This window comes from Enterobacter sp. MEB024, from assembly GCF_030209635.1.
GTDB lineage: Bacteria > Pseudomonadota > Gammaproteobacteria > Enterobacterales > Enterobacteriaceae > Enterobacter > Enterobacter ludwigii.
Genome location: NZ_JARVRQ010000002.1, coordinates 337,460 through 363,995, shown reverse-complemented (window position 1 = coordinate 363,995; position 26,536 = coordinate 337,460). Strand labels below are relative to the sequence as shown.

The 26,536-nt window shown below is 58.5% G+C and carries 8 protein-coding genes; 4 read left to right on the top strand and 4 right to left on the bottom strand.

The genetic code is table 11. From position 1 onward, the window contains the following. Positions 1 to 33: 33 nt before the first annotated feature. Together QRN24_RS03910 and QRN24_RS03905 are read right to left on the bottom strand one after the other, a co-directional pair. Positions 34 to 18,039, bottom strand: a complete 18,006-nt coding sequence (locus tag QRN24_RS03910; protein ID WP_284942360.1) for an Ig-like domain-containing protein — start codon at positions 18,037 to 18,039, stop codon at positions 34 to 36. Between the two features lie 120 nt (positions 18,040 to 18,159). Continuing rightward, entirely contained in the window at positions 18,160 to 19,497 is a 1,338-nt protein-coding gene (locus tag QRN24_RS03905; protein ID WP_020884207.1) for a TolC family outer membrane protein, read from the bottom strand. A 736-nt stretch (positions 19,498 to 20,233) separates the two neighbouring features. On the opposite strand from QRN24_RS03905, the gene QRN24_RS03900 reads away from it, so the two are divergent. Further along, positions 20,234 to 20,977: a DeoR/GlpR family DNA-binding transcription regulator gene (locus tag QRN24_RS03900; protein ID WP_020884208.1), complete on the top strand. Its 744-nt coding sequence runs from the start codon at positions 20,234 to 20,236 to the stop codon at positions 20,975 to 20,977. Positions 20,978 to 20,990: 13 nt separating this feature from the next. Continuing rightward, positions 20,991 to 22,058, top strand: a complete 1,068-nt coding sequence (locus tag QRN24_RS03895) for an oxidoreductase (protein WP_020884209.1) — start codon at positions 20,991 to 20,993, stop codon at positions 22,056 to 22,058. 49 nt (positions 22,059 to 22,107) lie between these two features. Here QRN24_RS03895 and cybB read toward each other — a convergent pair whose 3' ends face one another. Beyond that, positions 22,108 to 22,638 carry a cytochrome b561 gene (gene cybB, locus QRN24_RS03890; protein WP_032678116.1) on the bottom strand — a complete coding sequence of 177 codons (531 nt, stop codon included), beginning with the start codon at positions 22,636 to 22,638 and terminating at the stop codon, positions 22,108 to 22,110. 189 nt (positions 22,639 to 22,827) lie between these two features. Here cybB and gap point away from each other — a divergent pair, with 189 nt between their 5' ends. Continuing rightward, on the top strand, positions 22,828 to 23,829 hold the full coding sequence (gene gap, locus QRN24_RS03885) for a type I glyceraldehyde-3-phosphate dehydrogenase (RefSeq protein WP_020884211.1): 1,002 nt from the start codon (positions 22,828 to 22,830) through the stop codon (positions 23,827 to 23,829). 48 nt (positions 23,830 to 23,877) lie between these two features. On the opposite strand, the gene QRN24_RS03880 is transcribed toward gap, so the two are convergent. Continuing rightward, positions 23,878 to 24,681: a YdcF family protein gene (locus tag QRN24_RS03880; protein ID WP_148575699.1), complete on the bottom strand. Its 804-nt coding sequence runs from the start codon at positions 24,679 to 24,681 to the stop codon at positions 23,878 to 23,880. Positions 24,682 to 24,883: 202 nt separating this feature from the next. Between QRN24_RS03880 and QRN24_RS03875 the strand changes: the two genes are divergently transcribed. Next, positions 24,884 to 26,536, top strand: a complete 1,653-nt coding sequence (locus QRN24_RS03875) for an MFS transporter (RefSeq protein ID WP_044866484.1) — start codon at positions 24,884 to 24,886, stop codon at positions 26,534 to 26,536.

Genomic DNA, 26,536 nt, shown 5'->3' with positions numbered 1-26,536 from the left:
AAGGCCGCGAGGATCGCTCCTCGCGGCATAGTTTTACGCAATTAACAGTTGATGATTTGCCAGCAGCGTAGCCAGATCGGTCTGCACGCCGTTCAGCGTGACCAGCGTTGTGGGTGAGAACTGGCCGCCGCTACCGTCCAGGTCAACCTGGATTTCGGTATTGCTGCCGTTTTGCACCACGCGGATGTAATCGGTGATATTCCCCGCACTGCCGTCCAGCGTGGCGACCCCGTTCACATAGCTCGCTGAGCCCGTACCGGTGTAGCCGCTGCCTGAAAGCAGGTCGCGCAGGTCAATACGGTCCGTATCCGCCGTGCCTTCCCAGGTGCCTACCGTAAAGCCGTTCACCACATCACTGCCGTTACCGCCTGTGGCATTGGAGGCGTTGATCAACGTGTAGAGCAGCGTATCGTGACCGCCGCTGCCAATATTGAACGTGTCGTTACCGCCACGGCCTTCGAACTGGTTGTTACCGCTGTTACCGGTAATGACATCGTCAAAGTCCGAGCCGTTAATGCCCTCAATGTTCAGCAGGCGTGAGGTACCAAACCCGGTGTCCTGCGCGGTAGAAAGACGCAGGTCGACGGTCACGCCGGACGTCGCATTGCGGTAGTCCACCACGTCCATACCCCCGGTGTTGCTCCAGGTGTCGTGATCCGAGTGGGTCGTCCAGCCGCCGGAACCGTTATAGGTATACGTGCCGTCCTCGGCGATAAAGGTATCGTTATACCCGGTACCGGTAAGCGTCCCGCTGTGCCCTCCGGTTGCTGCTTCGGCAGTGAGGACGTAGCCCTCTTTACCGTTGCCGGCTTCCAGACCGCTCCAGGTGACGTTATCCGACACGCCATTGGTGATTTTCAGGATCTCGGCCGAGTAAGTTTCATTCGGATCCAGACCGTAGAAACTCACCAGTGCAGAGGTATCGTTCGAACCGATACCGGACTGGGCGTTGATGATCTGCGAGGCCACCAGTACGCCCGCCGCGTTATACAGATTGACCGTATTACCGTAGTAGGCGTTGATACCCTCACTGTCGACAATGTGCAGATGCATCGCCGTGCCGTCGGCAACGGTTTTGCTGTTTTGCACCAGCACCACTTTGCCGTTCTGCTGCGACACCAGCAGATCCTGCGCGCCGTCCCAGTTGTAATCCACGGCGGCCACACCGGTGACGTTCGCCAGTCCGGAAGCCAGCTGACTTGATGTCCAGCTTGAACCGTAACCGTTGTTGGTAAACAGGGTTGCGGTCTGCGATCCGCTGTAGGTACTGAGCTTGATGACGTCCATCTGGCCGTCAGCGTTCCAGTCCACCGCCACCGACAGATACCCTGCTGACGCGTTAGAGGCCTCAACCGCGCTCTTGGTGGTGGAGAGTTTCCCGGTACCGTCGTTGTAGTAGATCACCCCGCCGTTGTTGTTATAGCTGCTGCCCAGGTACAGATCCATGTAGCCATCGCCGTTGAAATCCGCCCACGTCATCGACGCCGCCGTGGTGGTATTCGCCACGTTTGCCACAAACACGTTAGTCAGGTTCTGACCGAGGGATAACGTCCCGTTACCGTTGTTGTTAATCACGGTAAGCGAGTACGCGCCGCTGCGGTTGGTGTGCTGAACCACATCCACGGTGCCGTCGTTATTCAGGTCAACGCCGGAGATTTCACGCATGGTGGTGAATTGTCCCCAGAATCCGGCGCCGCCATAGCTCCCATCCGGCGTGAGTACCCCCTTGTTGTTAATAAGGTAGGTAATGGAGTCCGCACCGGCATCGCCATACGCAAGGTCCAGATACCCGTCACCGGTTTTATCGTAGGCAATGACACCGCCGTACCAGATAGTGGTTCCCATACCCAGTTGGCTGGCGTTGTAAGTGCTGCCATCGTAGGTCCACATCACCTGTGTAGACCCGCCGTAGGTGGTTTCAGTCGCAAAGATGTCCTGCGTGCCGTTACGGTCAAAATCGGCAGCGGTCTGGCTAACGGCAGGGTAGCCACGCGTATTGGTCAGCGCGTTCGCCGCGTAGGTTGAATCATCACTGCTGGAATAGGACTGTCCGTTAGCAATGATATTCCACAGGCCGCTGCTGTTCATGCCGACGGTCATGGTCGAGTTTTCGCTGTTACCCGCCGTGGTGGCCCAACTGGTATTCACCGTGGTGGTGTCAATCACCAGGCTGCCGCTCGCCGTCCCGGTGGTATTGCCGTTACCCGCGCTGCTCTTCACCTGTGCCGTTACGTTATAGCTGGCAACGCTCAGTGCATCGCTGTCCGGGATCTGCAGATACCAGGTGTTGTGATCCGGGTCGACCACCACCGCGCCGCCCGTCTGCGAGGTGTAGGTTTTACCGTTCACATTCACCACCAGGTACTCGCCGTTCACCAGATCCGCGGAGACCGTTCCGCTGACAATCGGCGTGGTATCCGATGTTGTCTGCGCGGTAATTGCCGCCGTGGTGGTCGGGATACTGGTATCGACGTTCAGTACAAACCCGTCCGATTCCGTATAGTTACCGGCTTTATCGGTTACCCGCAGGATATACGTATGATTGCCATCGCTCAGGCCGTTATCCTGGAAGGACCAGCTTGCGCTACCGTTCATCGTGACCTGGCCCAGCAGGATCCCGTCACGATAAAGCTGCACAATCTCACCGTCATCCGGTGCGCGGTTCAGCGTTCCGTTGATCAGCGGCGAGCTGTCATCCGTCGCCATCGCGCTGCCAAAGGAGCCCAGACACTCACCTTCGTCATCGGTATAGCTCACCACGGTTCCCACGGTGGTTGGCGGCGTGGTATCCACCGTCACCACCTGCGATGAGGTTGAGCCCACGTTGCCCGCCTGGTCGATAATCCGCACCTGATAGGTGTAATCACCGTCAGCCAGATCGCGGGTATCGGTGTAGCTCCAGCGCTGGTTGGTTACCGTTGCATCTGTCCAGGTATTCCCGCCGTCCAGGCTAATCTGCACGCGTTCATCATTGGCCAGCGCGCTGCCAAGCGAGCCGTTGAGCGTAAGCGTGGTGTCCATGGTGATGAAATCAGTGCCGGACTGCCCGGTATCTTCACTGATGCTGTCAATGGTGATGCCGTACTGAGGCGCGTGGGTATCAACCGTGACCGTCTGCGACGTGGTTGCCCCGACGTTACCGGCCAGATCGACCACCCGCACCTGATAGTTGTAGCTACCGTCGGCCAGGGTACGCGTGTCGTTATAGCTCCACTGTGTGCCATTCACCGTCGCGTTAACCCAGGTGGTGCCGCCATCCATACTGACCTGAACATACTCGCCCGCACCGGGTTGCGCCCCCAGCGTCCCGTTCAGGGTGTATGACGTTGAACTGGTCAGGAAGTCGTTGTGGTCGAAGCCGGTATCCACGGTGATGTTATCCACGGTCACCGTAATCGCCGCATCCGGGGCGACCGTATCGACAGTCACCTGCTGATGGGCACTGGATCCCACGTTACCTGCGGCATCCACCACGCGCACATAATAGTCATAGGTGGCATTACCCAGCGTGCGGCCGTCCACGTAGTACCAGCTGTTACCGGTGACAATCACGTTCTGCCAGGTCACGCCACCGTCGATGCTGATTTGCGCATATTCGCCGTCAGCCAGCGTCGCGCCGAGCGAGCCATGCAGCGTTAGCGAGGTATCATGGGTGATAAAGTCGCTGCTGCTCAGGCCAGTGTCATCGCTGATGCTGTCAATGGCGATGGTTTTACTGGCATCGGGTGCCACGGTATCAATGGTGACCACCTGGCTGGTGGTGGCGCTGATATTGCCCGCATCGTCAATCACGCGAAGCTGATAGTTATAATCGCCGTCCGCCAGCGTGCGGGTATCAACCCAGGTCCAGCTCAGTCCGCTGACGCTGACATCCGTCCAGGTTACGCCGCCGTCGAGGCTGATCTGCGCGTGATCGCCACTCCCCAGCGCCGCACCGAGCGTCCCTTTCAGGCTGATCTGGTTATCGCTGGTGATAAAGTCGCTGCCAGACAAACCGGTATCCTGACTGACGGAATCGACCGTAATGGTCGTCGCCGCAGGTGCGGTGAGATCCACCACCACGTTCTGGCTGTCCGTTGCCCCTACGTTACCCGCGTTATCAATCACGCGGACCTGGTACTGATACGTACCGTCCGTCAGGGTGCGGCCATCGGTGTAGCGCCAGGTGGTGCCCGTGACGGCCAGGTCAATCCAGCTCGCCCCGCCGTCCACGCTGATCTGCGCTTTCTCGTTATTGCCGAGCTGCGCGGTCAATGAACCGTTAACAATAATCTGGCTGTCGTTGGTGATGAAATCACTCGCGCTCAGCCCGGTATCGTTTTGCAGGGCGTCGATACTGATCCCCATTGACGGCGCGGTCAGATCCACGGTCACGGTGTGATCGTCGCTGGCAGTGTTACCGATGGTGTTACTCACCTGGGCATGGATCACATACGATCCTCCGTCTGCCAGCGCGGTCACGTCTGCACTGCCTACGGTGTAGTTCCAGCTACCGTCAGCCTGCACGGTTGTGGTGTAGGTTTTGCCGTTCAGGGTGATGGTCACTGTCTGGCCCGCAGGCGCGTCGGTGGTACCACTGACCACCAGAGGGATACCATGTTCAGCGGCGCTGACGATATCGTCCTGCGCAAAGGTGTGGATAGTTATGGTCGGAACATCACCGTTCAGCGTCACGTCGTGCGTCGCGCTGCCCGGGTTACCGGCCTTATCGTTCACCGTCGCCGTTAGGGTGTAATTCCCGTCGCTCAGGCCGAGGAAATCATGCCCCGGCACAAAGACCGACCACGAGCCGTCCGCCCCCACGGTCGCCTGATAGCGGTGATCGTTGAAGGAAACCGTCACCGTCTGGCCCTGTTCCGCCGTGGTGGTGCCGCTGATGGTCTGGCCTGCCAACTGCTCAGCGTTATTGACAATATCGTCATCCGCCACAGTGCCGATGGTTACGGTTGGCGCCACGGTATCCACCGTCAGGGTGTGAGTGGTCTGTCCGCTGTTACCCGCTTTATCGTTGACTGAAGCGGTCAGCGTCAGCGCCCCTTCATTCAGGGCCGCCAGGTCGGCGGCTGGCACATCCAGCGTCCACGTACCATCGTTCGCCACCGTTGCGCTGTAGGTTTTCCCCCCCAGCGTTACGGTAACGGTCTGCCCGGCTTCCGCGCTGGTAGAACCGTGCACGGTCAGCGGCTGCTGTGCTTCTGCTGCATTTAACACGTCGTCGCCAGAGAGCGTATTCACGCCGATCACCGGCGCGGTGGTATCCACGCTGATGCTGTGCGTTGCCGACGCGCTGTTGCCCGCGCTGTCCTGGGCAGCAACGGAGACAGGATAATGTCCGCCATCGGTCAGTGCGCCCACATCAGCAGCCGGCACGGTAGTCGTCCAGGAGCCGTCGCTCTGAATGGTGGCGGTGTAGCTTTTACCGTTCAGGGTTACCGTGACCTGCGTCCCGCTGGCAAACTGTGCGCTCGAGCCGTTAATCACCAGCGAGGTGCCAGCTTCTGCCGCGTTGATCACGTCGTCGCCGGCAATGGTATTCACGGTCAGCGCCACCGAGGCCGTGTTGACCACCACATCATGGGTCTTCGTGCTGCTGTTGCCCGCACTGTCGGTAATGGTTGCGCTGAGGGTCGCAGTGCCGTCAGCCAGCGAGGAAATGACGCTGGCCGGTACGCCCACACTCCAGTTGCCGCTCGCATCTACCGTTGTCGTGTACTGATGAGACCCGACGGTAATCACCAGCCTGTCGCCGACGTTTGCACCGGTTGCGCTACCGCTGACGATCTGCGCCTGCGCATGCTCCACGCTGTTGATCACATCATCAACGGCGACCGCGTTAAAGCTGATAACCGGTGGCGTGGTGTCAAGGGTAATGGCTTTAGCCGCACTGCCTGGGTTACCGGCCGCATCGCTCACGCTAACCTGTACGGTGTAGCCGTTGTCGGCCATCGCGGTCAGGTCGGCCCCGGGCACATTCACACTCCACGTGCCGCCTGACTGAACCTGCGCGGTGTACTGCTTATCGCCGAGCGTTACGGTGACCGTCTGACCCGCTTCTGCCGTGGTGGTGCCGGTGATGGCCACACCTGCAGACGCTTCGCTGGCGTTGATCACGTTGTCGCCGGCAACCGTATCAATCGTCACGCCAGGCGCGGTCGCATCGACGCTGTATTCGCGCCCTGCTGAGGCGCTGTTGCCGTTCACGTTGGTGACGCTCACCTGTACGCTGGCATCGCCGTCTTTCAGACCGGCCAGGTCAGCAGACGGTACCGTCGCCGTCCAGTTACCGCTGGCATCAACGGTGGCCGTGTAGTGCTTGCCGCCAAAGGTGATGCTGACGGTCTGGTTGGCTTCCACGTTGCTGGTGGTGCCGGAAAGCAGCAGATCTGCCCCTTTCTCCGCCGCGTTAATCACATCGTCAACGGCAATGGTATCAATGCTGATGGCGACGGCCGCCAGATCAACAGTGACGTCATGGCTGATGGTCACCGGATTGCCCGTGGTGCTTTGGCCTGCAACGGTAACGCTTACCGTTCCTGCCGGCAGCGCGCTTACATCCGCCGCCGGAATAGCCGCGTTCCAGGTCCCGTCAGCCAGTACGGACGCCGCATAGGTTTTGCCGTTCACCGTTACCGTAAGCATGGTCCCCGCTGCCAGCCCATCGCTGGAGCCGCTGACAATCAGGTTCTGACCATGCTCAATGCTGTTGATCACATCGTCGCCTGCCACGGTATCAACACGCAGGCCCGGCAGGCTGGCATCGATGGAGATATCACGCTCGCCGGAACCGGTATTGCCGTGTCCGTTGGTAACCGTTGCGGTGACGGTCAGGTCGCCATTACCCAGCGCGGTCAGCACGGACTGCGGGACGTCAACGGACCAGCTCAGATCGCTCTGTACCGTTGTGGTGTAGGTATTGCCACCGACAGAGACCGTCACGGTGTTACCCGCTTCGGCGTTCACCACTTTCCCGCCGATCGTCTGGCCTGCCGCCACTTCCGCTGCATTGATGACGTTGTCACCGGCCACGGTGTTGATGGTGACGGTCGGCAGCGCGGTATCGACCTGCAGGTTCGCCGTATTACTGACGCTGTTACCCACGGTGCTCGTCGCGGTTGCGCTCAGGGTGTATTTCGCCTCACCCAGCGCGGCCAGATCCGCTGCCGGTACCGTCAGGCTCCAGCCGCCGTCCGCCGCGGTTGTTGCGGTGTACTGTTTGCCGTTCAGGGTCACGGTGACCAGGGTACCTTCCGCAAGGTTGGCGCTGGTACCGCTGACGCTCAGATCCTGACCTTTCTCCACCGCGTTCAGCACATTGTCGCCGCTCAGGGTATCGAAGCCCACGGAAGGCAGCCCGGTATCGACAGTCACGTTATGGGTGCCGGATCCGGTATTGCCCGCGGCATCGGTGACGCTGACGCTGACCGTCACGGTGCCGTCGCTGAGGCCAGAAATCACGTTCGCCGGAACGCCGACGCTCCAGTTGCCCGCGGCGTCCAGCACGGTGGTGTAGGTCTGGCTGCCAACGGTCACGGTGACTTTATCGCCCGCCGCCGCGCCGGTGGCAGAGCCGCTGACGATCTGCGCCTGCGCATGCTCAGCCACGTTAATCACGTCGTCGCCCGCCACGGTGTTGATGGTCACGACCGGCACCGTCACGTCGACAGCCAGGTTATGATCCACCGAGGCCGGGTTACCCGCCTTGTCACTGACGGCGGCCGTCACGGTCACGCTGCCGTCCGTGAGCGCCGCCAGGTCGGCTGCCGGAACGTCCAGCGTCCAGTTGCCGTCTGCCCCCACGGTGGTGGTGTAGTTCTTCCCGTTCAGGCTCACGGTGACCGTCTGGCCCGCTTCGGCGGTGCTGGTACCGGACACCGTCAGGTCAGCTTTCGCTTCGGTCGCATTCAGGATGTCGTCAGCCGCCAGGGTGTTAATCGTTACGGACGGCGCGGTGGTGTCCACGCTGTACTCGCGACCCGCAGACGCGCTGTTGCCGTTGACGTTGGTGACGCTCACCTGCACGCTGGCATCGCCCTCTTTCAGACCGGCCAGGTCAGCAGACGGTACGGTATAAGTCCAGTTACCGCTCGCATCGACAGTGGTGGTATAGATTTTACCGCCCATGGCGAGGGTGACGGTCTGTCCGGCTTCCACGTTGGTGGTCGCACCTGACAGCACCAGATCGGTCCCTTTTTCCGCCGCGTTAATCACGTCATCGGTAGCGATGGCGTTAATGCTGATCGCCACGGTCGCCAGATCCACCGTCACGTCGTGGCTGATGGTCATCGGGTTGCCCGTCGGGCTATCGCCGGTAACGGTAATTTTCACGGTGCCTTCCGGCCACGCGCTGACGTCTGCGGCCGGCACGGCTGCGTTCCAGGTCCCGTCCGCCAGTACGGACGCCGCATAGGTTTTGCCGTTCACGGTGACGGTCAGTGCCGTGCCCGCTGCCAGCCCATCGCTGGAGCCGCTGACAATCAGGTTCTGGCCATGCTCGATGCTGTTAATCACATCGTCGCCTGCCACGGTATCGACACGCAGGCCCGGCAGGCTGGCGTCAATGGTGATATCGCGTTCGCCGGAACCGGTATTGCCGTGTCCGTTGGTGACGGTGGCCGTCACGCTCAGTCCGCCGTTACCCAGCGCTGCCAGCACCTCTGAAGGCACGTTGACGGACCAGGTCAGGTCATCCTGTACCGTCGCCGTCCAGCTGTTACCGCCCATCGTAACGGTGACGGTATTGCCCGCTTCGGCGTTCACCACTTTCCCGCCGATCGTCTGGCCTGCAGCCACTTCCGCCGCATTGATCACGTTGTCACCGGCCACGGTGTTGATGATGACGGTCGGCAGCGCGGTATCGACCTGCAGGTTCGCCGTATTGCTGACGCTGTTCCCCACGGTGTTCGTCGCGGTTGCGCTCAGGGTGTAGTTCGCCTCACCCAGCGCGGCCAGATCCGCTGCCGGTACCGTCAGGCTCCAGCCGCCGTCCGCCGCGGTTGTTGCGGTGTACTGTTTGCCGTTCAGGGTCACGGTGACCAGGGTACCTTCCGCAAGGTTAGCGCTGGTACCGCTGACGCTCAGATCCTGACCTTTCTCCACCGCGTTCAGCACGTTGTCGCCGCTGAGGGTATCGAAGCCCACGGAAGGCAGCCCGGTATCGACGGTCACGTTATGGGTGCCGGATCCGGTATTGCCCGCGGCATCGGTGACGCTGACGCTGACCGTCACGGTGCCGTCGCTGAGGCCAGAAATCACGTTCGCCGGAACGCCCACGCTCCAGTTACCCGCGGCGTCCAGCACGGTGGTGTAGGTCTGGCTGCCAAGGGTCACGGTGACTTTATCGCCCGCCGCCGCGCCGGTGGCGGAGCCGCTGACGATCTGCGCCTGTGCATGCTCAGCCACGTTAATCACGTCGTCGCCCGCCACGGTGTTGATGGTCACGACCGGCACCGTCACGTCAACAGCCAGGTTGTGAGCCACCGAGGCCGGGTTACCCGCCTTGTCACTGACGGCGGCCGTCACGGTCACGCTGCCGTCCGTAAGCGCCGCCAGGTCGGCTGCCGGAACGTCCAGCGTCCAGTTGCCGTCTGCGCCCACGGTAGTGGTGTAGTTCTTCCCGTTCAGGCTTACGGTGACCGTCTGGCCCGCTTCGGCGGTGCTGGTACCGGACACCGTCAGGTCAGCTTTCGCTTCGGTCGCATTCAGGATGTCGTCAGCCGCCAGGGTGTTAATCGTTACGGACGGCGCGGTGGTGTCCACGCTGTACTCGCGGCCCGCAGACCCGCTGTTGCCGTTGACGTTGGTGACGCTCACCTGCACGCTGGCATCGCCCTCTTTCAGACCGGTCAGGTCAGCAGACGGCACCGTCGCCGTCCATTTGCCGTCGGCATCCACCGACGCCGTATAGGTTTTACCGCCGAAGAGGATGCTGACGGTCTGATTCTCCTCCACGTTGGAGGTGGTGCCAGAGAGCACCAGATCCGCGCCCTTCTCAGCCGCGTTAATCACATCATCCGTGGCAATGGCGTCAATCCCGATGGCGACCGCCGCAAGGTCCACCGTCACATTGTGGCTAATAGACACCGGCGTACCGGCGCTGTTCTGCCCCTCAACGGTGACAGCTACCGTGCCTGCCGCCAGCGCGCCAACATCGGCCGCCGGAATAGCCGCACTCCAGGTGCCGTCAGCCAGCACGGTGGCCGGATAGGTTTTATTATTTACCGTTACGGTCAGTGCGGTCCCTGCCGCCAGTCCTTCGCTGGTGCCGGTCACGATCAGGTTCTGACCATGCTCGATGCTGTTGATCACATCGTCACCCGCTACGGTATCCACGCGCAGGCCCGGCAGGCTGGCGTCGATGGTGATATCGCGCTCGCCGGTGCCGCTGTTGCCCACGCCGTTAGTCACGCTGGCGGTGACGGTCAGTTCGCCGTTACCCAGTGCGGTTAACACGGACTGCGGTACGTTGACGGACCAGGTCAGGTCATCCTGCACCGTGGCGGTCAGGGTGTTACCGCCGAGGGTCACGGTGACGGTGTTGCCCGCCTCGGCGTTCACCACGGTACCGCTGAGAGTCTGGCCGGTCGCCAGCTCCGCGGTATTGATAATATCGTCGCCAGCCACGGTGTTGATGGTGACACCCGGCAGGACAGACTCCACGTTCACGGTGTGAGTCACGCTGGTACTGTTGCCAACAGCATCGGTTGCAGACGCGGTGAGGGTGTAGATCGCTTCACCCAGTGCGCCGACCTGATCCGCCGGAACGGTAGCCCTCCACAGCCCGTTATCATCCACCGTCGCGCTGTAGGCTTTGCCGTTCAGCATCACGGTGACGATCGCGCCCGCCGCCAGACCTGACGCGGTGCCGGTGAGGGTGAGATCCTGCGTTTTCTCGGTGCTATTGATGACATCGTCGTCTGAAACGGTGTCAATGGTCAGCACCGGAGCGGTAAGGTTGACGGCCACGTCGTGAGTCGCACTGTTGCTGTTGCCCGCTTTATCGGTCAGGGTCGCGGTGATGGTGTGATCCCCGGCGGCCAGAGCATTGACGTCGACCGCAGGCACTCCCACGCTCCAGTTGCCCGCGGCATCCAGCGTGGCGGTGTAAGATTTATTATTGATGGTGACGGTGACCACATCACCCGCTGCCGCGCCGGTGACAGACCCGGTGACAATCAACGCCTGCGCGTGCTCAACGCTGTTGATGACGTCGTCATCCGAAACGGTGTGAATGGTCAACTGTGGCACCGTGGTATCCACCAGCACGTCACGATCCACCGAGGCCGGGTTACCCGCTTTGTCGGATACCGCCGCGGTGATGGTGTAGTTTCCGTCGGTAATGCCGCTCAGGTCGGTTGACGGTACGCTCAGGCTCCAGCTGCCATCCGCCTGCACGGTAGTGGTGTAATCCTTGCCGTTCAGCGTCACGGTCACGGTCTGACCCGCTTCCGCGTTTGTAATGCCGTTAACCACCAAATCCTGCTGCGCTTCAGACGCATTAATGATGTTGTTGTCGCTGACAATGTCGATAGTGACCGTCGGCGCGGTCGTATCCACGCTGTATTCACGGCCCGCTGACGCGCTGTTGCCGTTCACGTTGGTGACGCTAACCTGCACGCTGGCATCGCCCTCCTTCAGGCTGCCTAAATCTGCAGAAGGCACGGTAGCGGTCCAGTTACCGCTGGCATCCACGGTCGCGGTGTAAGACTTGCCGCCAAAGGTGATATACACGGTCTGGTTGGCTTCGACGTGGGTGGTGGTACCCGACAGGACCAGATCCGCGCCTTTTTCCGCCGCGTTGATCACGTCGTCGGTGGCAATCGCGTTGACGCTGATCGCCACCGCGGCCAGATCGACCGTGACGTCATGCGCGATCGTCACCGGGTTTCCTGCGGTGCTCTGACCCTCAACGGTTACCGTCACCTTGCCTGCGTTCAGCGCGCTGACATCGGCGGCCGGGATCGCTGCCGCCCAGGTCCCGTCGGCCAGAACCGTCGCCGCATAGGTTTTACCATTGACGGTCACCGTCAACGCGGAGCCGGTTTTCAGCCCATCACTGGAGCCGCTAATAATCAGGTTTTGACCATGCTCGATGCTGTTAATCACATCGTCGCCCGCCACGGTATCGACCCGCAGACCCGGCAGATTGGCATCAATGGTGATGTCGCGGCTGCCGGAGCCGGTATTGCCGTGACCGTTAGTGACGCTTGCCGTCACGGTCAAATCGCCGTTGCCAATGGCCTTTAAGACTTCAGGCGGCACATTGACCGACCAGCTCAGATCATCCTCAACGGTGGCGGTCCAGGTGTTGCCCCCCATTGAAATCGTGACAGTGTCACCGATTGCGGCACCGCTGACTTGTCCGCTCAGGGTCTGTCCCGCAGTCACTTCCGCCGCATTGATGACATCATCAATGGCGACAGCGTTAATGGTCACCACCGGTAGCGCACTGTCGACAAGTGCCTGATGGCTGGTGCTCGCGCTGTTGCCTGCGGTATCGGTCACGCTCGCGGTAACGGTGTAGTTCGCTTCGCCCAGCGCCGAGACGTTTGCTGCCGGTACCGTCACGCTCCAGCTGCCGCTGGCGTCAGTCGTGGCCGTGTAGTTAATGCCATTCAGGGTCACGACTATCGTGGTGCCGTCCGGCTGGTTGCTGGTGCCGGAGAGTTGCAGATCTTCGCCTTTCTCGATGGCATTGATCACATCATCGCCCGCAACGGTATTGATAGCGATAACCGGTGCGGTCAGGGAAACCGCAATCTCATGCGTCTGCGTGGTGCTGTTGCCCGCTTTGTCGGTGAGGGTCGCAGACATCGTATGGTCGCCATTGCCCAGCGCGCCCGCGTCAGCCGCCGGAATACCCATACTCCAGTTGCCGGACGCGTCCAGCATTGCGCTGTAATTTTTACCGTTCAGCGTCACGGTGATCACGTCGCCTGCCTGTGCCCCGGTGACTGTGCCAGAAACGATCAGCGCCTGACCGTGTTCAGCAATATTCAGAATGTCATCACCGGCAACGGTGTTGAAGGTAATCTGCGGCACGGTGGTGTCCACCAGCACAGACGCATCCGTGCTGGCCGGGTTACCGGCTTTATCCGACACGGTCGCCGTAACGACGGCTGTGCCGTCGGTGATACCGGCCAGATCGGCTGTCGGCACGTCAAGCGTCCAGCTGCCGTCAGCCTGTACCTGTGCGGTGTATTGATTGCCATTAAAGGTCACCGTGACCGTCTGCCCCGCTTCGGCAGTCGAGGTGCCGCTCAGGGTGAGATCCTGTGCCGCCTCTGCCGCATTGAGCATGTTGTCGTGACTGACCGTATTGATGGTGACCGCCGGCGCAGTGGTATCGACGCTGAATTCGTGTGACGAAGAGGCCGGGTTGCCATTCACGTTGCTCACGCTCACCTGAACGCGGGCATCGCCCTCTTTCAGGCCGCTTACATCCGCAGCCGGAACGGTGTAAGCCCAGTTGCCATCCGCATCCACGGTGGTGGTGTAGCTTTTGCCGCCAAAGGTGACCGTCACCGTCTGACCGGCTTCGACCCCAGACGTGGTGCCGGAGAGCGCCAGATCGTGTCCCTTCTCCGCCGCATTCAGCACGTTATCAGGGGTCACGCTGTTAACGCTTATCGCGACCGGGGCGAGATCGACATCCACCACGGTCCCGATATTCACCGGGTTGGCGGAAGCATCCTGTGCGCGGGCTGTAATGTTGAGAGGACCGTCCGGCCACTGGCTGACATCCGCCGCAGGCACAGCCGCTTTCCAGGTTCCGTTGGCCAGGACCGTGGCGACGTACTCAATGTTGTTAATGGTCACGGTAACGGTGCTGCCCGCTGCCAGATCGGTGCTGGTACCGGAAACAATGAGATTCTGCCCGTGCTCGATGATATTGATAACATCGTCGCCCGCCACGGTATCAATACGCAGACCAGGCAACTGGGCGTCGATGGTGAAGTCCAGCGCGGCAGAACCGGTGTTTCCGTGCGCATTCGTCACGCTGGCCGTAACCGTCAACTCACCGTTACCGAGCGCGGTTAACTGGCTCTGGGTTAACGGCAGGCTCCAGGTAAGATCGTCCTGCACCGCAACGGTATACGTCTGGCCGCCCAGGGTAAGGGTGACAATGTCGCCTGCCGCCGCGTTGGCGACTTTCCCCGTCAGGGTCTGGCCTGCCGCCAGTTCCGCCGCGTTGATGATGTTATCGCCCGCCAGCGTGTTGAGCGTGACCACCGGCAGCGAGCTGTCTACCAGCACATCGTGCGTGGCCGACGCGCTGTTACCCACACTGTCCGTGACGCTCGCCGTCACCGTATAGTGCGCCTCGCCCAGCGCGCTTACTGCGGAGGCCGGTACGGTAACACGCCAGTTACCGCTGGCATCCGTAATGGCGGTGTAGTGAATGCCATTCAGGGCCACGGTGATCGAGGTGCCTTCTGGCTGGTTGCTGGTCCCGGAAAGCAGCAGATTTTCGCCTTTTTCGGTGGCGTTAATCACGTCGTCCGCCGCCAGAGTGTGAATACCTATCTGCGGCGTCACGGTATTAACCACCACCTCCAGCGTGCTGCTGCCGGTGTTGCCAGATTGATCGGTCACAGAGACCGTTATCGTCCAGGTTCCGTCCGCCAGGCCCTGTACCACAGACGCAGGCAGGCCGAGGCTCCAGTTGCCCGCCGCATCCACCACGGTGGTGTAATCCACGTTATTGATGGTCACCGTGACCCAATCACCCGCTGCCGCTCCGGTCACGGAGCCGCTGAGGACCTGCGCCTGGGTATGGGCAAGCTGGTTTATGGTATTGGTATCGGTGACAAAATCGTTAATGGTCACCTGCGGTACGGTGGCATCCACCAGCCCGACGCGATCCGTACTGCTGCTGTTACCTGCCACATCGCTCACGGTTGCCGTTACCGTGACGGTGCCATCGGCCAGTGCGCCGACGTCCGCAGCAGGTACTGTCAGTTGCCAGCTACCGTCATGTTGAACGGTAGTCTGGTAGGTTTTACCGTTCAGCGCGACGGTGACCGTCTGGCCCGCTTCCGCCGTGCTGCTACCGCTTAACACGATATCCTGCTGTGCTTCGGCGGCACTGATGATGTTGTCATCGGTCAGATTATTGATCGTGATGTCCGGAGGCAGCGTATCGACCGTCACCATGCGCGACGCATCGGCGCTGTTGCCGTTAACGTTCGTCACGCTGACGCTCACCTGCGCGCGGCCGTCAATCAACATTTCCATGGCGCTGGCCGGTACGGTCAGGCTCCAGGAGCCGTCCTGCTGCACCTGCGCGGTATAGGTCCGATCGGCGAATTTCACCACCACAGTCTGCCCGGCTTCCACGCCCTGCGTCTGGCCAGAGAGCGTGAGATCGCTGCCTTTTTCCGCCGCGTTCAGCCGGTCATCACCGGAGATGACATCAACAGTCACCGCCACGGCGTTCAGGTCGAGTTCGATCGGATGTTCAGCGGCAACGGCATTGCCCCACGCATCTTCTGCACTGACGTGCACCGCGATATGGCCCGGCGTCCAGGACTGGAGGTCGCTCGCCGGGACACCAATCTGCCAGCCACCGGTGGCGTTGACCACGGTGACATAGTCGACGTTATTGATGGTGACGGTGATCTGCGTGCCTGCGGCCAGATGGCTGCTGGAGCCGGTCACGGTAAGATCCTGATGCTGCTCAATGGCATTGATCACGTCATCACCGGAAAGGGTGTTAACGCGCAGACCCGGCAGCGCCGCGTTGATATTGATATCGCGCTCGCCGCTGCCCGTATTGCCGTGGCTGTTGGTGACTGACGCGGTAATGGTCAGGTCGCCGTCGCCGAATGCCCTGAGATCCGCAGACGGGATAGTGAGGTTCCAGGTCAGATCGCTACCCACGGTGGCGCTGTAATGCTTGCCGCCAACGGAAACAGACACCGTATCCCCTGCCGCTGCACCCGTGACACGACCGCTGATCGTTTGATCGGCGGCCACTTCGGCGTTATTCACCCGGTTGTCGCCGGCAAAGGTATTAATGACCACCTGTGGCAACACGGTATCAACCAGCAGTGTGGCCTCCGCTGAGCCGCTGTTGCCCACGCTGTCGGTACCGCTGACGCTGACGGTGTACAGCGTGTTCGCCAGTTGCAGGACGTCGGAAACCGGTACCTGAACTGACCAGCTCCCGTTCTCGACAACGGTTTGATAATTGACGTTGTTCAGCGTCACGGTGATGGCGCTGCCGTCTGGCAGCGTGCTGGTGCCGGTCAGGCTCAGCGGCTGCATAGCCTCCTGAGCATTGAGAACGTTATCCTGGCTGATGGCATGAACGGTAAATTCCGGTGGGTTACCGCTCAGCGTAATGCCGTGTGTGGCGCTGCCGGTATTGCCCGCGGCATCGGTAACGGAAACCGTAATGTTGTGGTTGCCTTCTCCCAGCAAGCCCACCACGGACGCAGGCACCCCCACGCTCCAGCTGCCGTCCGCCTGCACCACACCGGTGAAGGTCTGACCGCCAACGGTTACGCTCACGACATCCCCTGCTGCGGCGCCGCTCGCCGTACCGGAAATAATCTGCGCCTGGCCCTGCTCGCTGGTATTGAGGATATTGTCGTCAGCAACGGTGTTAATCGTCACGACCGGGGCGGCGGTATCCACGGTGAAATCGACGGTCGTGGAAGATCCGTTCCCCGCTTTATCGCTGACGTTCACCGTTAGCGTATGGTCGCCATTCGCCAGCGATTGCACCTCGCTGGCGGGAAGCGTAACGGACCACGTGCCGTTGCTCCCCACCGTGGCGGTATGATTTTTCCCGTTGAGCGTTACCGTCACAATCTGGCCGGCTTCCGCATCGGTTTTACCGGTGAGCGTCAGCGCCTGGTTGTGCTCAGCCGCGTTGATGACGTTGTCCTGCGCAATCGTATCAACAGAAAGCGCTGGCGCGTTGGTATCCACACCTATCGTCTGGCTGCCGCTCACGGTATTGCCCGCGGCGTCTTTACCGCTGACGTTCACCGTCCAGGTGCCGTCACCCAGCGCCTGCGCATCCGCGGCAGGCACGTTCACGCTCCATGCGCCGCCGGCCCCCACTTCCGCCGTGTAGGTTTTGCCGTTCAGCGTGACGGTAAGCCCGGTTCCCTGCGCCAGATTTTTGCTGGTGCCGGACAGCGTAAAGCCAGCGGAGTGTTCGCTGGCATTGATCACGTTGTCACCGGCCGTTGTCCCCAGCGTGATGCTGGCGTCAGCGGTAGAGATTGTGACGGTAATGCTGCCCGCCTGCGTCGTTTTGCTCCCGTCGATTTGCACGACAGACCAGGTATGTTCGCCGTCAGCCTGAGTCGGGAGTTTTACGGTCCAGGTACCCTCTTTCCCGACCATGGTGCTGGCAATGGTGCTTCCGCTGCTGTCTTTAACCTGAATGGTCGCGCCCGGCTGCCCGGTACCGCTAAAGGTTGGGGTGTTGTCGTCCGTGATCGCTTTTCCACTCAGCACACCCTGCTTATCACCCGCGTTGTCCGTCAGCAAAAAGGTCGGCGTCGCGCTTTCAACATCTTTGGTGTTGTCGATGACTTTGGTTTTGGTTTCGCCGTCACCCCCGTGCGCCAGCAGTGCGCCAATGGCACCGCCGCCCAACGCAGCGCCTGCAATCCATCCCCATGGCGCGTCATTGAGAACGCTTCCCTGCTCAAGGAAAGGCTCAATGCTGGCAACCGGCGTAGCCTGCGCGGTTAACTCGGTAACAGCAACGCCAGACGCTTCCCCGGCATCGGCAAAAGAAATATGCGTCAGTTCCTGCTGATCGTTGAAGACCAGTTCTGATTGATTATGGGTCTGTGGATCTTCAACAAAATAGTTATTGCAGCGAATAACGCTGCCGTCTTTCATATAAATAAGCAGGTCTTTACCCTGGCGAACATAACGCACAACATCCTGAGCAGAACCCTGAATTTCAATCACACTTGGCGAAGAAATAGAAACCGACAAATTACCCTCACCGGTTAATTTCGTTTTCTCGGCCGTTTTGCGAATGATGACATCAACAATTTTTACGTTACTCATTTTCCTCTCCTTGCAGGTGTCCGGATTCCTGTGGATATGTCCACCAAATGGATGTAGCTATCCCTGGGAAAAAGCACCCATTATTTTCTTACTTATTTCGCACAAAAAGACGCGTGTTTTTTAACTCAAATCAGGTAATTTTGCGGCAGCGTTTTTCTCTATGCCGATCAGCGGCATCAAATTATCAACGGCAGATGCGTAATTAATCGCCGAACTCCAGCCATCATATTCAGCCATTATTTTGGCTGAGGTGGCTTGCCAGACATCCTGTTCAACGCTGAGCAAATCGTTAATGCTCCGCTTGCTCAGGGTATATTCATTTCTGTAAACATCCCGGGCGCGTAACGCGCTTTCCAGCTGCAGCTTCCCCGCCTGCATTCTCCCCTGCGCGCCGGTCCAGTCAGCCTGCGCGACAGAGGCTTTTTGCAGGACATCGAACCGCGCCTGGTCAACCTGAGACGATGCCATGGCCCTTGCCCCTTCGGCCTGGCGAACGCGGGCTGAAACGGCCCCCCCCTGGTATAGCGGTGCGTCAATATTGAGCTGAATCTGGTCATCCCAGTAAGAACGGTTGTCGGACTCGTAGCGGGTGCGGCCTCCTTTCAGGCTTAACGTCGGCCAGTGCTGAGACTTTGCCGTTGCCACGCCATACTGAGCTGAACGCTCCATATTCTGCGCGGCCATGACCGCGGGAATGGACGAGTAATCAATGCGATTAAGCGAGTCTTGCTCAACGGCAAGCTTCGCCGGTACAGGTGAATAGCGCTCGGCCTCCATGCCAGTCAACACCGCAAGCCGTGCGCGGGCGCTGTTTAACGCTGCGTTATACTGCTCGACCGTGGCCTGCATACCGGCAATGCGCGTGCGCGTCTGAAGCTCGTCAGAGGTTGAGCTGACGCCTGCGTCGGCGCGGAGCTTGGCCAGTTGTTCAACGTTTTTGAGCGCCTGAACGTTCTCTTTGGCGGCCTGTAACAGGTCGGAATAGCGTTTAACTTCTACGTAGCTGAGCGCCGTTTTTTCCGCCACCGCAGACAAGGTGCTCATCAACTGGTAACGATAGCTATCGCGCTGCGCCGTGGACTGGTCGATGCTGTTGTTGGTCTTGCCAAAATCGTATACCAGCTGCGTCAGACTCAATCCCCAGGCCGCAGAATTGCGCAGCGAGCCGCTGGAATCGGTGGTCTGGCTATGGCCGGTGCTACCGTTTAACGATATTTGTGGCATCCAGCCGCTGCGTGCTTCATCTATTTGTGCCTGACCTATTCCCAGTTGCGCGGCCTGCTGGCTAATCGACGGATCGCGATCGATGGCAAAAAGAATACTCTCTTTTAATGTTGTCGCAGCAATCGGAGCAATCCCCACCTGGCGGCTATTCGCAGAGGCCGTATTAAAGGCTAGCGAAATTAATGCCAGGGCGACTGGAAATCTCAGCAACATATTATTTCGCATGATAGTCATTTTTATCTCCCTGACTCTGAATGACACTTAAATATTTACCCCTAAAGGGGTATAAATAATTCGACAAATATCTTACCTGGGTCCGAATAAATATTGGACAAACGCTCCCCAACCCCATTTCCATTGGAGATGAGAGCCGACCATATACTTATGACAATAAGAATTTACTTATTTCTATAACTGGTTTGCAGCATAACAAAATGCGCTATAGGCAACTACACCCACAATGTTAATGTGGTGTTACAGATAAGAAAAAAGATGGGGTTTCTGGACAAAACCTTAAAAAGGGGCTTTCAAATGAAACAAATAAAGTCTTTGTTATTTAAGTAAAATTTTAGAATCGCCGGATGCACATTTTTGCGTTAATTTCAGCATGCGTCAGACACAAAGATTTTCAAAGAAATGTCAGTTTAAGTAACCATAACGCCACATACAACATTAATATCTATGTATATAAATAAACACAGAATTTATTGCTATTTATTAATTTTATTAAAGCATTAATGGTTGCATATTGGTATCACAATGGTTATATCCGCCAGTGTGTTTAATAAAACACAACAATAACATTGCTGTTAACATTTGGAATGAATCACTCACACCGTATTAATAACATTTTAATAATAACCAATGTGAACAATACCGGACATTGATACTCACTGTCGATCAACACCCTTCCCTCTGCGGTAAAATGCTGTAATATGCAACTTATTGCGACATTTTGCGGGATTGATCCATGCACAAAACGGCCAGACAAAAATATGTGCTTGATATCATTAGTGAGCACGGGCAGGCCAGCATTACGGAACTGGCGGACAAACTGCAGGTCTCAGCGGACACCATCCGCCGGGATCTGACCGATCTCGAGAAACAGGGGCTGGCGCAAAAGAACCACGGCGGGGCAATTGCCCTGAATCTGTCGGCCATGAATCGTCAGGGGCGCAATACACTGCTGCCGGAAACCAAACAACGTCTTGGTAAACAGGTGGCGCAGGCTGTTCCGCCAGGTTCGACGCTGTTTCTGGATGCGGGGAGCACGGTAATGGCTGTCGCCTCGTTCCTGAAGGGACCGCTGACAATCATCACCACCTCGCTGGATATCGCGTGGCACTTCAGCGACCGTGACGATATCGAACTGATCCTGCTCGGCGGAAAATGGGATCACAAGCAGCGACTGTTTGCCGGCAGCGCCACCCTCTCCCTGCTGTCACGCTACCGCGCGGATATCGCCATTCTGGGAGCCTGTGCTATCCATGCTGAACTCGGTCTGAGCGCCGGAAAAGAGGCCGATGCCGAGGTCAAACGGGCGATGCTCGCGGCCAGCCATGAGCGCTGGATTGTCGCCGACCATCTGAAACTAAACCGCTGTGAACCGTATCTGGTCAGCGGATTATCCAACATCCAGCACCTCTTTTTAGATCGTCCCTGGCCTGAGCTTGGGGACCCTGGCGCAATGCACATTACGGTTTGCGCGAAATAACGTGGAGAAGGTCATGAGTAAAGAGAAGACAATCAACATTGCGCTGATCGGGTATGGATTTGTAGGCAAGACCTTCCATGCCCCGCTGATCCAGTCCGTGGACGGCCTTAAGCTGGCGGTGGTTTCGTCTCGTGATGAAGAGAAGGTTAAACGCGATCTTCCTGATGTTCAGGTGGTGGCAACCCCGGAAGAGGCAATTCAGCATCCCGATGTCGATCTGGTGGTGATTGCCTCCCCTAACGCCACCCACGCGCCGCTGGCAACGCTTGCCCTGAATTCAGGCAAACATGTGGTCGTGGATAAACCGTTCACGCTCGACATGCAGGAAGCCCGCGACCTGATTGCCCTGGCGCAAGAGAAGCAACGGCTGCTCTCCGTCTTCCATAACCGCCGCTGGGACAGCGACTTCCTCGGCATTAAGCAGATTATTGAGCAAGGAACCCTTGGCAAGGTCAAACACCTTGAGTCGCACATTGACCGTTTCCGCCCGGAAGTGCGCGTGCGCTGGAGAGAGCAAAACGTGCCCGGTAGCGGTCTGTGGTTTGATCTGGGGCCGCACCTGATTGACCAGACGCTGCAGCTCTTTGGACTGCCACAGTCGGTACAGGGCAATATCGCCACGCTGCGTGACGGCGCGGAAATTAACGACTGGGCACACGTGGTCTTAGATTATCCGCAACATAAAGTGATTTTGCACTGCAGCATGCTGGTGGCTGGCGGAACGGCACGTTTTACCGTTCACGGCGATAAAGGCAGCGTGGTGAAAGCCCGAATCGACCAACAGGAAGCGCAGCTGCTGGCGGGCGTGATCCCCGGCAGTGAGGCCTGGGGCGAGGACAGTGACAGCATGGTGTTCTTTGGTGCAAACGGTGAGCCGCAGACCGTTACCACGCCGAAAGGCGATCAGCGTCAGTACTACATCAACGTGCGTGATGCGCTACTCGGAAAAATCACCAATCCGGTTCATCCGGTCGAGGCGCTGGCGGTGATGGCGGTACTGGAAGCGGCCGTGAAATCCTCAGAGACGGGCACCACTCAGGCGCTGGAGTTAACCCCGGAAGAGCGCGCTCAACTGCAATAAAACGCTAAAAAAAAGCCCTGCAGACTGCTGCAGGGCTCGTTGTTATGAGTTACTTGCGTTTTTTTGGCATCATGCGCAGGAGGGTGTTGTCTTTCCAGAAATAGTGATGCATCAGCGCCGCCATCGCGTGCAGACCAATCACAACGTACCCCACGTTGGCCAGCGTCTCGTGCCACTCTTTCAGAACGTCGACCAGATCAAAATTCGATTCTGCCGCGTGCGGCATCACCAGACCAAAGGCTAACCAGTCAGTACCGCGGTTATACATCATGACAATACCAATCAGCGGCAACGCGATGAACAGTAGATACACCACCAGATGGCCAAGATGGGACAGTCCGGTCACCATCGGTTTTGGTTTCGGTTCAATCGGCGGTGCGCGGAATTTAAGGCGAACCACTAAACGCGTCACCATTAACACCAGTACAGAGATGCCGCACGAAACGTGGATCATGTTGATTACCGGCCGTGCGGTGCGTGGGAAGAAGCCTTTGAACTCCATCGCGCAGTAGGCGACGATGATTAACAAAAACACCAGCCAGTGGATAGCAATTTGCAGGCTTGTATATTTAGTACGCATGAGATTTCCTGATAAATAACCGATATCGCGCCAACATAATCCCCTTTCCTTAAAAATTCATTAATTTTTCTGTATGGTTTTTCAAATACTTCCCCTCGCATGAAGCTTCTTCAATTGCCGCCCTGTCCGTGATGGTCTAAGCCTGGATGAGTTCAAACTGTCGCAAAGACGCGTTCACAGGAGTACACCATGAGTAAAATTGGCATTAACGGATTTGGACGCATAGGACGCCTTGTCCTGCGTCGCCTTCTTGAAACCCAGGACAGCAACACCGTCGTCGCCATCAACGATCTCACCTCTCCCAAAGTGCTGGCCTACCTGCTCAGGCATGATTCCAACTACGGTGGCTTCCCGTGGAGCGTAGACTTCACCGAAGACGCCCTGATTGTTGACGGAAAAACTATCGCCGTGTACGCCGAAAAAGAGGCAAAACATATCCCGTGGAAAGCCGCGGGCGTGGATATCGTCGTGGAATGCACCGGCTTCTACACGTCGGCAGAAAAATCACAGGCACACCTTGAGGCCGGTGCCAAAAAAGTGCTGATCTCTGCCCCTGCCGGTGAGATGAAAACCATCGTGTATAACGTGAATGACGATACCATTGACGCCAGTGATACGATTATTTCCGTTGCTTCCTGTACCACCAACTGCCTCGCCCCACTGGCAAAAGCGCTGCACGATGCGTTTGAAATAAAAGTGGGCACCATGACAACCATTCACGCCTATACCGGCACGCAGGCGCTGGTGGATGGCCCGCGCGGGAAAGATCTTCGCGCCTCACGCGCCGCGGCGGAGAATATCATTCCGCACACCACCGGGGCGGCCAAAGCCATCGGTCTGGTGATTCCGGCCCTCAGCGGCAAGCTGAAAGGCCACGCCCAGCGCGTACCGGTGAAAACCGGTTCAGTGACCGAGCTGGTCTCGATTCTGGGTAAAAAGGTCACCGTTGAGGAGATCAACGCCGCGCTGAAAAAAGCGACGCAGGGGAATAAATCTTTTGGTTATACCGATGAAGAGATTGTTTCGTCTGATGTGATTGGCTCTCACTTTGGTTCTGTCTTTGACGCCACACAGACCGAGGTATCAGAGGCTGGCGATCTGCAACTGGTGAAAACCGTCGCCTGGTATGACAACGAATACGGTTTCGTCACCCAGCTGGTGCGCACGCTGGACAAATTCGCCTCGCTGTAATGCCGGTCCCCTCTCCGCGGAGAGGGGAATACCGCAAACGACCTCTGCTCAGAGAAGCGACCGGTGGTTCAGGGCATCTGTAAGCACAGGATCCTTCTTTAACCGTGCCCACGCTGCAGTCACCTCGTCGGGGAATTCAACGTGTGCAATAAAATCACGCCCGGCCGGGCCATAGCCGTTCATGTCATCACAGAGTCGCGGAAGCTCGCCTAAAATGAGCGAAAGATAACGCTCTACCGGCCAGAGGCCAGCGCTCTCCCCGCTGAACACCAGCCCGTTTTCGCCGTTTTTCAGCACCGGTGTATAGCCCGGGTGGCTGACCCACTGCGGGGAAACAGACTCGTCACGGCACACGCGGGCAAAGGTTGCCATCGTGCGGCGCTGCATGGTCGGATCTTGCACGACCAGCACGCGCCCGGACGTCTGTTGATGCTGTTTGAGCATGCTCCAGCTAAAACGCGCGTTTTCTCCGCAGTTGGTTGATTGATCGTCAACCCACACGTGCGCATCTGGGATCTGCCAGAACTGGCGGGCAATATCGGCCAGAATACGTGCTTCCGCTCGCCCGGTTACCGGGACAGTGTGATAAAGCGGATGCTGAGCGATGGCCGCATACAAAAACGCGGTCGAATGGCCAATCCCTCCGCTAATCAGTAACGGAACGTCGTGTTCAGCGGCAATACGGCAGGCAGCGTCGATGGTCGGCATCACCGCGTTTCCGGCCAGAATAACCCTGTCAACCGCCGCCACGTCGCGGGTATCGCCCAGATCATCCTGTGCCAGCCACTGGCCGACCGTGTTAATTGCCGCCAGGGTTGACTCCGGCAGAAGGGGAAAATGCGTCTGAACCATGGTGATGTCCTCAGTTGCTCTGGTTCAGATTAACGACTTCAGATCGACAAAACAACGGCCTCCCGGGCCGCTCTTTTTCCTTAACCTGTTCTTCAACATTTGATTAACCTGCGAAAATCATATTCACTTGAATTATCATTTGCGGCAAACGTAGAATCGTTAGCCCACTCATTATTCAATTTTTTCTAAGGTAAAAGACGTTATGCGCCTGCCCGAACGCGACCCTTATGCTCCTCGCGAGTGGCAGCCTCATGAGAAACCCGCCCTGTTGGGTTCGCCCTCCACGCCAGAACACAGCACGCCAAAACGGATTGCCTACGGGGTTGTCGGTCTGCTGGTGTGCCTGACGGGGGCGCTGGGTAATGCGGTGGTCACCGCCAATCTGCAAAATCTGCAGGGGACCTTCGGGGCCTGGTCGACAGAAATCGCCTGGCTCCCGGCGGTGTATGTAATGACCAACATCTCCATCAACCTGCTGCTGGTGAAATTCCGCCAGCAGTATGGTTTGCGCGCCTTCACGGAAGGTTTTCTGGTGCTGTATGTGCTGGTCACCTTTTTCCACCTGTTTGTAAACGATCTCAGCTCCGCGCTGATGGTGCGTGCCGCACACGGGATGGTGGCCGCCGCGCTCAGCTCCCTCGGTATTTACTACCAGATACAGGCCTGGCCCGCGAAACACCGTCTGAAGGCACTGACCATCGGGATTACCGGGTCATCGCTCGCCATCCCCCTCGCCCGCCTCTTTTCGACCGAGCTGCTGCAGCTTGACGAGTGGCGCGGGCTTTACTTCTTTGAGCTCGGGCTGGCGCTCATTTCACTGGCCTGCGTGATAGCGTTGAAATTGCCTCCTGGCGACCGGCGCAAGGTCTTCGAGAAAAAAGACTTCATCACCTTCTTTTTACTGGCCCCGGGGATGGCGCTGCTCTGCGCGGTGCTCTCCTTAGGCCGTCTTTACTGGTGGTTTGAAGCGCCGTGGATCGGCTGGTCGCTGGCATTAGCGCTGGTATTAATCGTGTCTGCGATCGTGTTTGAACATAACCGTTCTAACCCGTTGCTGAATACCCGCTGGTTGTCGAGCGGCAGCATCGTGCGTCTCGGGCTCATTATGCTGCTGATCCGCATCGTGCTGGCGGAGCAAAACACCGGCGTTATCGGCTGGCTGCAGTATGTCGGCTTGCAGAATGAGCAGATGACCCACCTGGCGTGGTCTATTTTTGCCGGTATTGTCTGCGGGATTGTGACCAGTTGTTTGACCATCAAGCCCACAAAACTGGCGTGGCCGATCATTACCTCGCTGGCGCTTATGATTGTTGCCTCCCTGCTGGACAGCCAGTCGAACAACCTGACCCGCCCGGACCAGCTGATGCTAAGCCAGTTCCTGCTGGGCTTCGGCAGCGCCTTCTTCCTCGCGCCCGCCATGCTGGCCGCCATTGGCGGGGTTATCGCCGATCCGCGCAACCTGGTGAGCTTCTCGGTGATGTTTGGCATGAGCCAGAACCTCGGCGGCCTGCTCGGCTCTGCCATCCTGGGGACCTTCCAGACCTGGCGCGAGAAATACCACTCCAGCATGCTGGCCGATCAGCTCACAACCCTGAACCCGCTGGTGAATGACCGTATTCAGGCTTACACCGGGCTGTACCGGAACCTGATTGGCGACAGCTCGCTGCTGGGCACCCAGGCCATCACCCAGCTGCAAACGGTTTCAACGCTTGAGGCAAATATTCTGGCTTATAACGATACTTATTTACTGACGGCGAGCATTGCCGCCGCCACCCTGGTCTGGATTTTATGGCGCTTGCTGCGCCTGCGCCTGACTGCCCGTATGGCCCTGAAGAAGGCAACAGGCAACAAGTAA